At 48.6% G+C, this 14,748-nt stretch carries 9 protein-coding genes; 6 read left to right on the top strand and 3 right to left on the bottom strand.

The annotated features are described in order from the left end of the window. Positions 1–5 precede the first annotated feature (5 nt). The 3 genes from pta to ACJJIJ_RS08660 form a co-directional block, all read right to left on the bottom strand. Positions 6–2,171 carry a phosphate acetyltransferase gene (gene pta, locus ACJJIJ_RS08670; RefSeq protein ID WP_444939306.1) on the bottom strand — a complete coding sequence of 722 codons (2,166 nt, stop codon included), beginning with the start codon at positions 2,169–2,171 and terminating at the stop codon, positions 6–8. A 2-nt stretch (positions 2,172–2,173) separates the two neighbouring features. Then, a complete protein-coding gene (locus tag ACJJIJ_RS08665) occupies positions 2,174–3,382 on the bottom strand; it encodes an acetate kinase (RefSeq protein ID WP_444939305.1) in 1,209 nt (402 codons plus the stop codon). A gap of 259 nt (positions 3,383–3,641) precedes the next feature. Beyond that, positions 3,642–5,240, bottom strand: coding sequence for an isocitrate lyase (locus ACJJIJ_RS08660; RefSeq protein WP_252081804.1), 1,599 nt, complete (start codon positions 5,238–5,240; stop codon positions 3,642–3,644). Positions 5,241–5,354: 114 nt separating this feature from the next. On the opposite strand from ACJJIJ_RS08660, the gene ACJJIJ_RS08655 reads away from it, so the two are divergent. The 6 genes from ACJJIJ_RS08655 to ACJJIJ_RS08630 all read left to right on the top strand — a co-directional run bounded on the left by ACJJIJ_RS08655 (position 5,355) and on the right by ACJJIJ_RS08630 (position 14,597). After that, positions 5,355–6,290, top strand: a complete 936-nt coding sequence (locus ACJJIJ_RS08655; RefSeq protein WP_252081803.1) for a LysR family transcriptional regulator — start codon at positions 5,355–5,357, stop codon at positions 6,288–6,290. A 189-nt stretch (positions 6,291–6,479) separates the two neighbouring features. After that, on the top strand, positions 6,480–8,654 hold the full coding sequence (locus ACJJIJ_RS08650) for a malate synthase G (RefSeq protein ID WP_444939304.1): 2,175 nt from the start codon (positions 6,480–6,482) through the stop codon (positions 8,652–8,654). 901 nt (positions 8,655–9,555) lie between these two features. Then, positions 9,556–11,739: an FUSC family protein gene (locus ACJJIJ_RS08645; protein WP_444939303.1), complete on the top strand. Its 2,184-nt coding sequence runs from the start codon at positions 9,556–9,558 to the stop codon at positions 11,737–11,739. A gap of 17 nt (positions 11,740–11,756) precedes the next feature. Continuing rightward, on the top strand, positions 11,757–11,969 hold the full coding sequence (locus tag ACJJIJ_RS08640; protein ID WP_353505426.1) for a DUF1656 domain-containing protein: 213 nt from the start codon (positions 11,757–11,759) through the stop codon (positions 11,967–11,969). 116 nt (positions 11,970–12,085) lie between these two features. Further along, positions 12,086–13,093, top strand: a complete 1,008-nt coding sequence (locus tag ACJJIJ_RS08635) for an HlyD family secretion protein (protein ID WP_444939302.1) — start codon at positions 12,086–12,088, stop codon at positions 13,091–13,093. Next, complete coding sequence (locus ACJJIJ_RS08630) at positions 13,071–14,597, top strand: efflux transporter outer membrane subunit (protein WP_444939301.1); 1,527 nt, start codon at positions 13,071–13,073, stop codon at positions 14,595–14,597. The genes ACJJIJ_RS08635 and ACJJIJ_RS08630 overlap by 23 nt, the downstream gene beginning before the upstream one ends. Positions 14,598–14,748: the final 151 nt, after the last annotated feature.

The raw sequence follows: 14,748 nt of genomic DNA, 5'->3' as shown, positions 1-14,748 counted from the left end.
GCCAGTTATTTTTTAGTTATATGTGGTTGATGTTGTTGGGCCTGAATTGCGGTAAGTGCAATGGTGTAGACAATATCGTCCACCAGGGCACCGCGGGAAAGATCATTCACCGGTTTGCGCAGCCCCTGCAACATAGGCCCAATGCTGACTAAGTCCGCACTGCGTTGTACTGCTTTATATGTGGTGTTGCCGGTGTTTAAATCAGGGAAAATAAATACGGTGGCGCGGCCCGCGACTGGGCTCTGTGGCGCTTTCTGCTCAGCCACATTTTTTATCAGCGCCGCATCGTATTGTAGTGGTCCATCAATAATCAGCTTGGGCCTTCTCTGCTTGGCGATTTGTGTGGCTTCACGCACTTTATCTACGTCTAAGCCGGTTCCTGAGGTGCCGGTGGAATAACTGATCATTGCTACTCGGGGTTCTATCCCAAAAGCCGCTGCGGAGTCTGCCGACTGGATGGCGATCGCAGCCAATTGGTTGGCGTTGGGGTCTGGGTTGATGGCGCAGTCTCCGTATACCAGTACCTGCTCGGGTAGAAGCATAAAGAAAATTGAGGAGACAAGCTCTTCACCTGGAGCGCTCTTGATCAATTGCAGGGCGGGGCGGATGGTATTAGCGGTAGTGTGGATAGCGCCTGAAACCAGGCCATCCACTTGGTCTAGGGCCAGCATCATAGTGCCCAAAACGACATTGTCCTGTAGCTGTTCTTTCGCGACCACCTGAGTGAGGCCTTTATTTTTACGAAGAGCTACCATGGGCTCTACATAATCTTCCCTGACATCTTCGGGCTTGATGATTTCTACTTTTTTACTGAGCCTGAGGCCCTGTTGCTCAGCGATTCGCTGGATAGATCCCGGTCTCCCCAGCAGTATCGGTTGTGCAATTCCCCGTTCTGCACAGGCCAGAGCTGCGCGTATAGTGCGGGGTTCTTCCCCCTCTGGAAGCACAATGCGTTTTAGCACCCGGCGGGCCATTTCTGTTAGGTGGTAGCGAAATGCTGGGGGTGACATCCGCCGCGGTCGTTGGGAAACCTGACTTAAGGATTGCACCCAGTTTTTATCCAAGTGGCTGGCAAAAAAATCCTGTACCCGGTTTACTCGCTCGCGGTCATCTGCGGGGGTGCGCAGGTTGAAGGTTTGTAACTCCATCACGGTATGCCAGGTGTTGGAGCTAACTAACATTACCGGCAGTCCAGTCTCCATTGCCGGTGTGCAAAGTTTGTGTACCCCGCGATCCAGTCGGTAGCCCCCGGTCAGCAGCAAGCAGCCAATTTTTACACCGTTCATTGCTGCCAGACAGGCTCCTACCATAACATCGGGCCTGTCAGCTGAAGTGACCAGTAGGGCACCTGAATTAAAGCGATGCAGCATATTGGCTAGGGATCGCGAGCAGAAGGTTACGCTGCGCAAACGGCGGCTCTCTAGTTCTCCGCGATTGATCAGTTGTGCATTGAAATGCCGGGCCAGATCCAGCGCCCGGGGGGCCAGCAGCTGCGCATTCCAGGGGATGGCGCCAACGATGCGTAGAGGAATTTTACGATACAGATCCTTTCGGTTGACAGCTTTGGTACAGGGCTCCTGTTGAGCGCCCACCGAGATAAAGTGGCCACCAGGTGGGTCGGTTATGCGGGGAGGGGCATCCAGCTTATTGATAATGCAGCCTACCACCGGGTTGGATGGGCCCTCACCAAACGGTTGCATCGCATACTGCAGACGCTCTGTAAGCTGGCGAATATCACCTGTGTGCAGGCTGGCAACCAACACCACTTCCGCATCCAGGGTTTTTGCCATCTGGCAGTTCAATTGGTCAGAAAATTGATTCTGCCTTCCGGGTAAAAGTCCCTCCACGACTATTACATCCGCAGTTTGAACGCTGCTGCGGTAGCGGGCCAAAATTTTCTCCAGTAGCTCCGTGGTTCCACCTGCGGAGATCATAGTTTCAGCTTCTTGTGCGCTGATTGAACGGGGAATGTCCAGCTTGGTAGTCTGCCGCAATATCTCTGTGGTTCTCTCGATGGCGCCGTCGCGCGAAGGTGCTTCGCTGACAGGTTTGAAAAACTGGGTTTCTACGCGGTTGCGTTCAAGTGCTCGTATTAAGCCCAGGCTTACCGACGTAATACCCACACCCACATCCAGTGGAATCAGCATTAGGGCGCGCGCGTTGTGGGGCATGTTTATAGCGCCCTGTTCGCTAAGCGGATGGTATCTCGAGCAATAACCCAATCTTCACGGGTGGGTATCACAAGGATATCCAGTGTTCCGTCTTTCGATATCTGCCCTTCAGAACCGAAGCGAATGTCTTCATTGCGCTTATTGTCCAGCTGGTAGCCGAGCTGGCTGAGCCAACCTATCGTTTCTCGCCGCACCCAAGATGAGTTTTCGCCAATACCCCCGGTGAATACTAGCGAATCAACGCGCTTTAGTGGCACTGTGTAGGCTGCGATATATTTGGCCAGCCGATAACAAAATAGCTTCAATGCCAAGCTAGCACCGGCATGGCCTTTGCCCATAGCTTCTTCCAGTTCACGACAGTCATTGCTTAGCTCGGATATCCCCAGCAGGCCGCTGTTGCGATTCAATAACTGTTCGAGTTCCGCTAGGGAATAGTCCAGTGCCTCCCCCAAATGAAGTAATAAACCAGGGTCTAGGTCCCCACAGCGACTGCCCATTACCAGCCCTTCAAGAGGAGTCAGACCCATACTGGTATCCACGCTCTTTCCGTTTTTAATGGCGCACAGGGAAGCGCCATTTCCGAGGTGAGCGGAGATCACATTGATTTTGTCTGTGGGTGTTTTCAATATTTCGGCGCTGCGCTCACCGATATAGCGATGACTGCTGCCATGCATACCGTAGCGGCGCAGTTGGTGATCCCGATACAAACTGTAGGGCAGTGCATAGAGGTAGGCGTAATCCGGCAAACTCTGGTGGAAGGCGGTATCGAAGACCGCCACCTGCGGCAACTCTGGGAAAGCGAGCAGTGAGGCCTGTATACCTTGCAGGGCTGCAGGGTTGTGTAGTGGCGCCAGTTCACAGCAGGCTCTGATAGCTGATACCACGCTGTCATTGATCAGCGTGGAATCTGCGAACTGTTCGCCACCATGGACCACCCGATGCCCGATTGCCCGAAGCTGCTCGCGCAACGCTGACCAGGGGCCGTCGAATCGCTTTACCAACGCTCCGATAACACCTTCGTAGTCATCCCCAGGGGAGAGCTTCTGTGTTCCTTCTTTTTCATCGTGCTGCCAAGAGAGTGCTGCTGAGGATGATCCCAGGGCATCGGCTTGGCCTTTTAAGCGCTCCTCACCAGTTTCTGGGTTAATGATGGTGAACTTTAAAGAAGAGCTGCCGCAGTTGATGGTCAGTACAAGTCTTGGGCCAGACATAGGCGGTGCGCACCTTAGCGTGTATACCCTAAGGCTAGCTAATATGGCGCAAAAGTCTTTGAGAAAAGGCAATAAGATTGGGAGCAAAAAAAGGGCCGCGATTGCGGCCCAAGTTCAAAATGCAGAGATAAAAGCGCAGTTTGCATAACTGTTCTTCTTCGGCGGAATCATTGTCCTGATCAATTTGAACAGGAGAGAATCCCTGAAGAAAAAGGCGGCTTGCGCCGCCTTGAATCTACCTGAAAGGTATAAGAGCGTCTTAGCTGAACTGGTTCATGGTGTTGTCTTTACCAGAAGCTTTCAGTGCCGCTTCACCAGCAAAATACTCTTTGTGGTCGTCACCGATGTCGGAACCGGCCATATTCTGGTGCTTAACGCAGGCGATACCCTGACGGATTTCTTTACGCTGAACGCCTTTTACGTAGCCCAGCATGCCTTGCTCACCGAAGTACTCTTTGGCCAGGTTGTCGGTAGACAGGGCCGCAGTGTGGTAAGTCGGCAGGGTGATCAGGTGGTGGAAGATACCGGCTTCACGGGCAGCGTCGGCCTGGAAGGTACGGATCTTCTCATCTGCAGCTGCAGAAAGCTCGGAGTCGTCATACTCGGCGCTCATCAGGTTGGCGCGGTCGTAAGCGGATACGTCTTTGCCTTCTTCAGACCATGCATCGAATACCTGCTGGCGGAAGTTCAGGGTCCAGTTGAAGGATGGGCTGTTGTTGTAAACCAGCTTCGCATCGGGAACAACTTTGCGAATTTCGTCCATCATACCGCCGATCTGGCGAACGTGGGGCTTCTCGGTTTCGATCCAAATCAGATCGGCGCCGTTCTGCAGAGAGGTGATGCTGTCCAGGATGCAGCGGGCTTCACCGGTGCCTTTGCGGAACTGGAACAGGTTGGAAGCCAGGCGCTTAGGACGCAGCAGCTTACCTTCGCGGTTGATTACAACGTCACCATTGGCCAGATCAGAAGCTGCGATTTCTTCACAGTCCAGGAAAGCGTTGTACTGGTCGCCCAGGTCACCCGGCTCTTTGGTCACGGCGATCTGCTTGGTCAGGCCGGCACCCAGGGAGTCGGTACGGGCAACGATAACACCGTTGTCTACGCCCAGCTCCAGGAATGCGTAGCGAACTGCGCGGATCTTGGCCAGGAAGTCTTCGTGAGGAACGGTGACTTTACCGTCCTGGTGACCACACTGCTTCTCGTCGGAAACCTGGTTCTCGATCTGGATACAGCAAGCACCCGCCTCGATCATCTGCTTGGCCATCAGGTAAGTGGCTTCTGCGTTACCAAAACCGGCATCGATGTCGGCAATGATCGGCACAACGTGAGTTTTGTGGTTGTCGATCTTGTCTTGAACTGCTTTCTCGGCTTCTTTATTGCCGGCTTCGCGGGCGGCATCCAGCTCGCGGAACAGGTCGTTCAGCTCGCGGGCATCGGCCTGACGCAGGAAGGTGTACAGTTCGTTGATCAGGTGCGCAACAGAGGTTTTCTCGTGCATAGACTGGTCGGGCAGAGGACCGAATTCACTGCGCAGAGCGGCGACCATCCAGCCGGACAGGTACAGGTAGCGACGGTCAGTATTGCCTTCGAAGTGCTTCTTAATAGAAATCATCTTCTGTTGGCCGATGAAACCGTGCCAGCAGCCCAGGGATTGGGTGTACTTGGAGCTGTCTTTGTCGTAGTTCTCCATGTCAGCGCGCATGATATTGGCGGTGTATTTGGCAATATCCAGGCCATTCTTGAACTTGTTCTGGGCGCGCATACGGGCAACAGATTCGGGATTGATAGCATCCCAAGTGCCGCTTTTGCTGTCACGGAGCTTAGCTACCGCGTCGATGTCTTGAGTGTAAGTGGACATGACAGTGTTTCCTTAAAACGGTGACTGCGATTAGGTGTTGAGTATCTTAGGAGGAGTGGCATAATTTGCCTAATTTATTGATTTTATTTTCACTATCGATCTGGCAAATGTTGTATGCAACTGGAAAGAGCTGACCTGAACCTGCTGGTATACCTGGATGTGCTGCTGCGCGAGCGCAATGTGACACGAGCGGCCAACTATTTAGGGCTGTCCCAACCCGCAATGAGCAATGGCCTGAAACGCCTGCGCGAACTCTTTGACGACCCTCTGCTGGTACGCACTCGAGAGGGCATGATGCCCACAGAGCGTGCCCTTGAACTTCAGCCGATGGTTCGTGAGGCGCTATCCAGCATTGACCGTGTGATTCAGCCCAATAGGGATTTTGATCCCGCCAACACCCGGCGTACCTTTCGCATTATGGCCAGTGACTATGCTGAATCCACGTTGATACCGCCCCTGCTTAAGCAGCTGAGGGATGGTGCTCCAGGAATCAGCCTGGATATCATGACGCCCAGCGATGTGAGCTTTGTCGATGTGGAGCAGGGTAAGGTGGATATGGTAATTAACCGTTTCGATAGCATGCCCCAGAGCTTCCACCAAGCCACCGTATGGCGCGACAGTTTCTCTTGCATGATGCGAGCGGATAACCCAATTCTCGAAGACTACAATCTGCAGAGTTACTTAAAGGCTCAGCATATATGGGTGAGCAAGACCGGCATGGGTGTGGGGGTAGGAGTAAACCCAGAGGATGTGCAACGCTTGGGCTGGGTAGATGAGGCTATTGGTAAATTGGGGGAAAAGCGGGATATCTCGGTTTTCACACGCCACTACCAAGTGGCTATGCTGTTGGCCGAGCAGAGTGACCTGATTGTCACTGTGCCCACCCGTCTGGCACAGCTTGCCAGCGACAATCCCAGAGTCGTGCGCAGGGATCCGCCGTTGGATATCCCTCCTCTTGAGCTAAAAATGGCTTGGAGCCCACTTTTACAGCAGAGCGCACCGCACCGCTGGTTACGGCGCCTGATCCTGGATATTGGTCGAGCTCTATGAGTGACCCCTTAGTAAGGAATCATGCGCCCTGCGGGTGAATATACAGTTCTCTTGGCAGTGAATCATGCGTCATCCATTTTCATAAAAATTTGATCTATGAATAGTGGAAATTGTGTCTATAAATTAGCGGTATGCTGAAATGGCTGTTTAGAATGCCGTAATTCCAACAATCAGTGAGAGGCCCAGGGTATGACGGAACGAGTCCAAATCGGTGATCTACAAATCGCACCAGAGCTTTACAACCTGGTCTGCGAGGAGGTGATTCCAGGAACCGGGGTCGATGCCGATAAGTTCTGGGCTGGACTCGATGCGATTGTCCGCGACCTGGCGCCAGTCAATCGCTCCCTGCTGGAAAAACGCGACGAATTACAGGAAACCCTGGATCGCTGGTACACCGAAAATCCGCAGGGCTTCCTCGATCTGGAAGGCTACCAGACCTTTCTGAAAGAAATTGGCTACTTGGTGGATGAGCCCGCTGAGTTCAGTGCTTCCACTGAGAATGTGGATGAGGAGATCGCCACTCTCGCCGGTCCTCAGCTAGTGGTCCCGGTGATGAACGCCCGCTATGCACTGAATGCCGCAAATGCCCGCTGGGGCAGCCTTTACGATGCCCTCTATGGCACTGATGTGATCAGCGAAGAAGGTGGAGCGGAAAAGGGCAGTGAGTACAATCCAGTGCGCGGAGCCAAAGTGATTAAATATGCGCGCAGCTTCCTAGATCAGTCTGCTCCATTAACCTGCGGCAGTCATAAAGAAGCCGTGCAATATCGTATTAACGGCTCTCTGCTGGAAGTTGTCCAAGCCAATGGCGATATTGCCACCTTGAAAGACGGCACTCAGTTTGCCGGTTACCGCGGTGACAGCGAAGAACCCTCGAGTATTTTGCTCAAGCAGCACGGACTGCACTTTGAAATTCAGGTGGATCGTGAAAGCCCTATCGGTAAAACCGATGACGCGGGTATTAAAGACGTCCTTATGGAATCTGCATTGACCACCATTATGGACTGTGAGGACTCCGTAGCGGCAGTCGATGCGGAAGACAAGGTTGTGGTTTACCGCAACTGGCTCGGCCTGATGAGAGGTGACCTCAAGGAAACCATCAATAAAGGCGGCAAGACTTTTGAGCGCAAATTAAATGTCGACCGTGAATATATTACACCGAATGGTAATCAGCTAACCCTGCCGGGTCGCAGTTTGATGTTTGTGCGCAATGTTGGCCACCTGATGACCAACGATGCTGTTTTATATGGTGACGGCCAGGAAATTCCGGAAGGTATTCTCGACGGAATGATTACCAGCCTGATCGCTCTACATGATCTACGCGGCAATAACGAGATCAAGAACTCTCGTGAAGGAAGCATCTACATCGTAAAGCCGAAGATGCATGGCCCGGAAGAGGTGGCTTTTGCCAACACGTTGTTTAATCGTATTGAGGATGCCCTCGGCCTACCGCGCCACACGGTGAAAATGGGTATTATGGATGAGGAGCGGCGTACCACGGTAAACCTCAAAGCCTGCATCGCCGAAGCCAAAGAGCGCGTGGTCTTTATCAACACCGGCTTCCTGGATCGCACAGGAGATGAAATTCATACCTCTATGCTTGCCGGCCCCATGATTCGCAAGGGAGATATGAAGCAGTCCACTTGGATCAACGCCTACGAAGAGTGGAATGTGGATGTGGGTCTCAATAGCGGTCTCAAGGGTAGGGCGCAGATTGGTAAAGGTATGTGGCCGATTCCAGATCAGATGTCAGCGATGATGCACGCCAAGCTCGCACATCCAATGGCTGGTGCGAATACTGCTTGGGTACCATCGCCCACGGCGGCAACTTTACATGCACTGCACTACCACAAGGTCGATGTGAACCGTCGACAGGAAGAGATTCAGCACCGCCATCACGCCAAGCTGGAAGATATTCTCACCGTACCGGTGGCCAAAGACACTAATTGGAGTACTAAAGAGATTCAATTGGAGTTGGATAACAATGCTCAGGGCATTCTCGGCTATGTGGTGCGCTGGGTTGAGCAGGGGGTAGGTTGCTCCAAGGTGCCGGATATTAATGATGTCGGTCTGATGGAAGATCGCGCCACCTTGCGAATTTCTTCACAACATATTGCCAACTGGCTCAAGCATAACATTGTTAGCGAGAAGCAAGTGCGCGAAACCATGGAGCGTATGGCTGCAGTTGTGGACCGCCAAAATGCCGGTGATGCCAATTACAACAATATGGCTCCAAATTTCGATAGAAGTGTTGCCTTCCAGGCCGCTTGTGAGCTCGTATTTGAAGGTTGTGTACAACCAAACGGCTACACTGAGCCGGTTCTACATCGTCGCAGGCGTGAGTTTAAGGCTTTGAATGGTTGATTTCTGAGCTGGATTGTTTCTTAAAGGCCCCTCAAGGGGCCTTTTTTATTGGGTCTGTGGAGTATCATTTAGCATGCCCAACAGTAGATAGTAATTAATATTCCGATAGAATTCCGCGCCTGAAGCTGATAAGTGACATGGCTTTGCTGTTGAACAGTAAAGGATGGGGAGTGTTGTCATAGTGACCTCCTCCTATTTAGTCACTCTGGCTGTACAAAGTGCCGCCTTACTAGCCACCGCAAATACTCGAATTGATAGATTGTTGGCGCCACTGAGGCAGTCGTCCAAGCTGTTTGTATCATTTAATTTCGGCCGCTTACAGAGGGAGTAAAGTATGGCCCACCTCCCCATTCTTTGACTTAGCAGGTATTCAATTTTCAAAGTGTATGGTTATGACACGATGGCGCGCAATCAAGTGAAGTAAATGTTAAGTAGGCAAATGCTGGGCTGATTGCTTTAGGGTACCTCTCTAACCAATCCTGATTTTATTAAGCGCTTAAAGAAAGGTATACCGCTCAATAAATTTGATAATACAATTTTCCTTAGGGGATAAAAAGCCTATACAAATTATCTCTTTGCCTATGCCCAAACTACAGGCTATAAAAAGAGACTGACGGAAAATCATAGACTGTGAGACGAGCTTTTAAATACTAACTTCATTTTTTCGTTTATAACTTATGTCGTATGTTGGGGTATAAGTTTTCAGTGATCTTCGCTGACGTTCATACTTTATTGGCACTTTAAAATACGCTTTGTGCGTGCTGTATCTATAAGTGTATCCCTGATTTAGTTGCTTTCTTATATGCCATACTTCCTCCTGCCAACCTAAAAATTACATGCCTTGTAATCATTAGGGTGTCAAAAGCTTGTCGCTTTATCGTGAAAATACTCGGAGATAACATTGTACCTGTCTCGCAATGCGAAAGAGTCAATAAAAATTGCGCTGGCTTTGGTAATTGTTTATGCCATTGCAATGGGTATCAATTGGGAAAAACCTTTTTGGGGTGCATTTGCCGTTATTGTGTGTAGTCAGGCAAACTTGGGGCAGTCGTTAAATCGTGCCATTTTGTGGATGCTGGGCACTCTGTTTGCACTTCTAGGCGGCTGGATAATCGTCGCATCTTTCCCTCAAGATCGATGGCTTTTTATGATTGCGCTATCGGTATGGGTTGCGGGCTGCGTTTATATCTTGCAAAGGTCAAAGCGTCAGTATTTTTGGATGACCTGTGGCTACGTTATTTTGATGTTATGGGATGCGACCGGTGGTGATTTATCCCTTTCTTATGAGGAAGGGATATTCCGTATTCAAGAATCATTACTGGGTATTATTGTATATGGGCTTGTAGCTGTTTTGATCTGGCCAAATTGTAGCCGCGAAGAACTGCATGAAGCAGCGGTTTCCCTGCTAGATATGCATCGTGCTTTTGCAGATAGATGTTTTTTAAGAATTCAAGATCGAAAGAAAGTTAAAGTCCTTAGAGATAAGCGAGTCGAACTGTTAAGGGCAGATACACGTTTGCGTACAGCTATTAATGATGCCAGTTCTGATAGTTATGAAATCTGGGAGTGCCGTAGACATTGGAAGGCGCTTGGTTATCGTACAACCGCGGTAACACAGTCATTACTTAAATTAGAAGAGAGTTTGGCCCTATCCAGTGATTTGGGGATTATGAAGTTTCTTTTGAATATGAATGACTATTTGGAAGTTATGAGAGGGCGATTTAAGAGAGTTAGATTTGCCATTGCTGAAGATGAGGTGGCTGGAGATGCTCGGGAGAGGGTGGTTAGGGGGGACGTTGAAAAAGTAAAAAAGGAGCTGTCAACTCCAGAGACTGCCGCAATAGCTGTAACAAGGCGTTCTTTGAATGATTTGGAGGTGGAAACCCGGGCACTAATTAATGCTGTAAATGATCTAAAAAGCCTGGAATTTTCCAGTTCGAGTACTTCAAGTGAACGTGAAGAATACTGGTTTGGATTGTTAATGCCTGATCCTGATAGGCTGGCTAATGTGGTTCGCGTGCTAGTGGGGATCTGGATATCTTATTTAGCTTATTTATTTGTTCCAGATATGATAGGCGGGCTGCTTGTTGTACTTTTAATTACAATTATAGCAATCATAGCATCTGTAAGCCCACAAATTAACTTATTTAAATCTTGTATATATACAATTCTCGTATGCTTAATGTCCGCACCTCTTTACTTTTTAGTTATGCCAAAATTGCAAGGATTTTATTCGTTAGGGTTAATGGTGTTTTTCTGGACTTTTACTATTTCCTATTTTGCAAATCGAATGTTTGGTGCGCAGTCAATGATAAGAACCTTGGCTCTGCTCTTTCCGCAAATTATTTTCAACTTTAATAATTATCAAACTTATAGTTTTGTCGTTTATACAAATTATATATTTGTGCTGGCGATTATTTTTTGCATACTGGCGGTATCTAGAAATATCCCGATTTCCTCTCATCCAGAAAGAAATTTCAAAAAAAATGTGAATCGACTCCTTGATAGTGCTGCGCGTTTAGTGGTTGAAGGCGATTTGCCGGCCTTAACAAGACGCTCAATATTTCATCGCCTTTATGTTTTATATCATTTAAATATCGTTGTGATTTCGCATGAGAAGATCCTTTACTGGAAAGAAGGTATTGATGTCAATAATATTAAAGGTATGTCGAGGGATCAAATGCGAAGGGTAATAGATTTACTTATGCTGATTGCTAATCAGGTTAAGATTTTGTATGGAATTGACCATTCAAAAATGAATCTTGTAGCAACCAAAAGTATGCTTCGTGAGGTGTTTATCTGGAGATCTCTCGCAGGAAAAATATTGTTTTACTTGTCAGGGGAAAAGCGAAATATAAATATCAAGTCTTTACGAAGAGGTTATAGGCGTATATTTGATAGAGTAAATGTGGATGTTGGAGGGCTGATGGAGCTCTGGGAAAATGATGAGGAGACTGCAAAGGGGGTTTCCAACTTTTTGTACTTTTTGGGTGTTACCCACTGTATTAGCAATTACCTCGATGAGTTTTATAAATTATCAGAGTCCGTAGATTGGAAATATTTTTGTGAAGAAAGATGTTTATGATTCAAATGGGTTAATGTATGGAAAAGATACCTCATGATGTATCAGTAGGAGGTTTTTTTATTTCTCCAGTTCTAGTTGCGGGGGTACTTGGGGTGCTCGCGGCATTACTTACCGCAAGACTCCTGGATCGTTACCGCCTTTCTAGATACTTTGCAAACCCGCCAGTAGTAATTATATCGTTGAGCATTATCTACTCAGTCTTTATTGGGTCAGTATTTGTGGGTATTTAAGGGTGGAGAAGTTTAGAAAGTACATACTTACGGCGAGTATGGTATTCCTGGCAATGTTTGCATTGGTTCTTCAGTTTTGGAAGTATCTCAACAACCCCTGGACTAGAGATGGGAAAGTGCAGGCGGATATTATCCAGGTTACTCCTAGAGTTTCAGGTCAAGTGATTTCGCTGCCTATTAGAGATAACCAATTTGTCAATGCGGGTGAACTTCTATTTCAAATAGATCCAAGAACCTATGAAGCCGCTTTGGCGGAAGCCAAGGCTCAATATGAGGAGGCAGTCGATATTTATAATGCTCAGAGGGAGAATATTTTGGCTTATGAGGCTAGGATAAGGGAGTCCTCCGCGGCTATAGATTTAGCGCAAAGCAACATCAATGCACTAGATGCAGAGATCACCAAGGCCAGAGCGGAGTATAGGCGTCAGCAAGAACTACTTCCTCAGCGCGCCACTTCAGTGAGATCTCTTCAGGCCGCACAAGCTGAGTTTGAGTCGTCAGTGGAGTATCGGGCTGGTGCAGAGGCAACACTCGTTAAATCCTTAGCTGCTTTAGAGCAATCTCAGGCTGAATTAGCACAGGTCCGTGCGCAACTCGGTGCACTTGGAGCAGATAATCCTGGTGTGCGCGCAGCTCTGGCTTTAGTACGTCAGGCTGAACTTAATCTGGAATATACAACGGTGACGGCGCCTGTATCCGGATATGTTACAAATCTGGATTTTCGCTTCGGTGATCAAGCTGTAGCAAACCAGCCCGCACTATCAATAGTGGATATTAGTACTTATCGAGTAGAAGGTTATTTTCGTGAAACCTTTATACGCAGAATTGCTCCAGGGGATAAGGCAATAGTGACATTAATGGCATACCCACATAGGCCACTCAAAGGGTATGTTGAAAGCATTGGCTGGGGTATTGCACAAACTGATGGAACTGCGGGTAACGACCTTTTACCACGAGTTGATCCAACTTTTGAGTGGATTCGTCTCGCTCAGAGAATTCCGGTGAGAGTTCATTTGACAGAAAGGCCTGAGTCTGTCGAGCTTCGTGTTGGTTTTACCAGTTCAGTGCTCATATTGAGCAATACTGCGAGCGCCGACCAAGATGATACGGCGCAAAATCCTTAGCCTGTTTAGGTTTGAATATCTACGCAAGTCCTTAGCTCTTGGTGCTTTTTCTGTATTTGTTGGTAATGGTTGCATGCTGGGCCCAGATTATGTACCGCCCCCTGTTACAGTTGAAGACACCTGGATTTATCAAAACAGTAAACGGGTAGATATCCTTGAAACAGTGAATCCTTACTGGTGGCAGTCTGCCTTCGCCGATCCTGTTCTGGATGATTTGGTAGAGCAGGCAATAGAAAATAACCTGGAATTGCGATCAGCCGCATTAAGGGCACTGCAAGCGCAGCAGCTCCTCGCTATTGCAATAGGGAATCAATATCCACAGATACAGCAAATTGAGGGGCTCGTAGATCGCTCCAAATATGTTCGCTCCGGTATAACCGGAAACTATCAGAGTGAGTACTATCTTAATTTCAATTTAACCTGGGAGTTGGATATGTGGGGGCAGTTGAGGCGATTGGTTAATTCCGCCGCAGCTGACTTTGAGGCCAGTATGGCTGAATATGATGGGCTGCTTGTCTCAATCATTGCACAGGTAGCGCAAACATATATCAATATTCGCACTGTAAAACGCCGTATTCAGGTGGCACAGGAAAATATTCGTATTCAGACTGAAGGGCTAAGAATCGCTGAAGTAAAATTTCATGCAGGAGAGGTCAGTGCGTTGGATGCCGAACAGGCCCAAACCTTATTAAGTAACACTCAGGCTGCTGTTCCTGCGCTGGAAGCTACGCTTCAGCAGTTCAAAAATACCCTTTCAATACTACTGGGTATGCCCCCTCATAGCCTTAATAACCTCCTTTCTGTACCTCCAACGGTGCCCCATGTGCCCTCAATTATAACGATAGGCATGCCGCAGGATCTTTTGCGTCAGCGTCCTGATATTCGCCAGGCTGAGCGGCTTCTCGCAGCACAGGGGGAGCTGATTGGTGTTGCTCGAGCGGAGCTATACCCAAACTTTTCAATAGGTGGGCTAATAGGAGCAATTGATATCAGGGGGGGACAGTTAAATGGCAGAAGTGATGCTTGGGATTTATTCGTTGAGTTTGATTGGAATGTGTTTAACTATGGCCGGTTGCGCAACAATGTGCGCTTGCAGGATGCGACCTTCCAGCAGCTGGTATCAGACTACCAGCAAGTGGTCTTACAGGCGCAGGTTGATGTTGAGAATGCAATAGTTGCATATCTCAAATCCCAGGAACAACAGTACTTTTATAATATCGCAGCTATGGCTTCTGAAGAGGCCGTCAATCTCTCCATGACGCAATATGTCGACGGAGCGATACAGTTCAACACTGTTATCACCACGATGGTTTCAAATTTTACCCAGCAGGATCTCTTGGTGATTGCCCAAGGTGCAGTAGCAGCGAATCTAGTTCAGGTTTATCTTTCTCTTGGGGGTGGCTGGCAGATTCAAGATGGGCTGACACCATTGGAGTTATTACCCGAAGAGACAATAGAGGATATGCTTCGCAGGACTCACTATTGGGATAAGATCTTAGAATAAGGTCTCTTTGCACTTGTCTGGCCCGCACCAATCCATTAATCCGTATCTTCAGGATGATCAGCATACCATCAGCCGTTTAGATACATTTGGCGCAAAAAGAGTAAAGAGAATTAGCAATCGATATTGACCTAAACCAAGGTTCAGGTATTAG

The sequence above is a fragment of the Microbulbifer mixtoriginis (SeqCode) genome, assembly GCF_052467945.1.
This window is presented reverse-complemented; position numbering and strand designations above follow the sequence as displayed.

What these genes read in the sequence shown, in the direction of transcription:
- pta (WP_444939306.1), bottom strand. Translation starts at nt 2,171, where the DNA reads ATGCCCCACAACGCGCGCGCCCTAATGCTGATTCCACTGGATGTGGGT.
- ACJJIJ_RS08665 (WP_444939305.1), bottom strand. Translation starts at nt 3,382, where the DNA reads ATGTCTGGCCCAAGACTTGTACTGACCATCAACTGCGGCAGCTCTTCT.
- ACJJIJ_RS08660 (WP_252081804.1), bottom strand. Translation starts at nt 5,240, where the DNA reads ATGTCCACTTACACTCAAGACATCGACGCGGTAGCTAAGCTCCGTGAC.
- ACJJIJ_RS08655 (WP_252081803.1), top strand. Translation starts at nt 5,355, where the DNA reads ATGCAACTGGAAAGAGCTGACCTGAACCTGCTGGTATACCTGGATGTG.
- ACJJIJ_RS08650 (WP_444939304.1), top strand. Translation starts at nt 6,480, where the DNA reads ATGACGGAACGAGTCCAAATCGGTGATCTACAAATCGCACCAGAGCTT.
- ACJJIJ_RS08640 (WP_353505426.1), top strand. Translation starts at nt 11,757, where the DNA reads ATGGAAAAGATACCTCATGATGTATCAGTAGGAGGTTTTTTTATTTCT.
- ACJJIJ_RS08630 (WP_444939301.1), top strand. Translation starts at nt 13,071, where the DNA reads ATGATACGGCGCAAAATCCTTAGCCTGTTTAGGTTTGAATATCTACGC.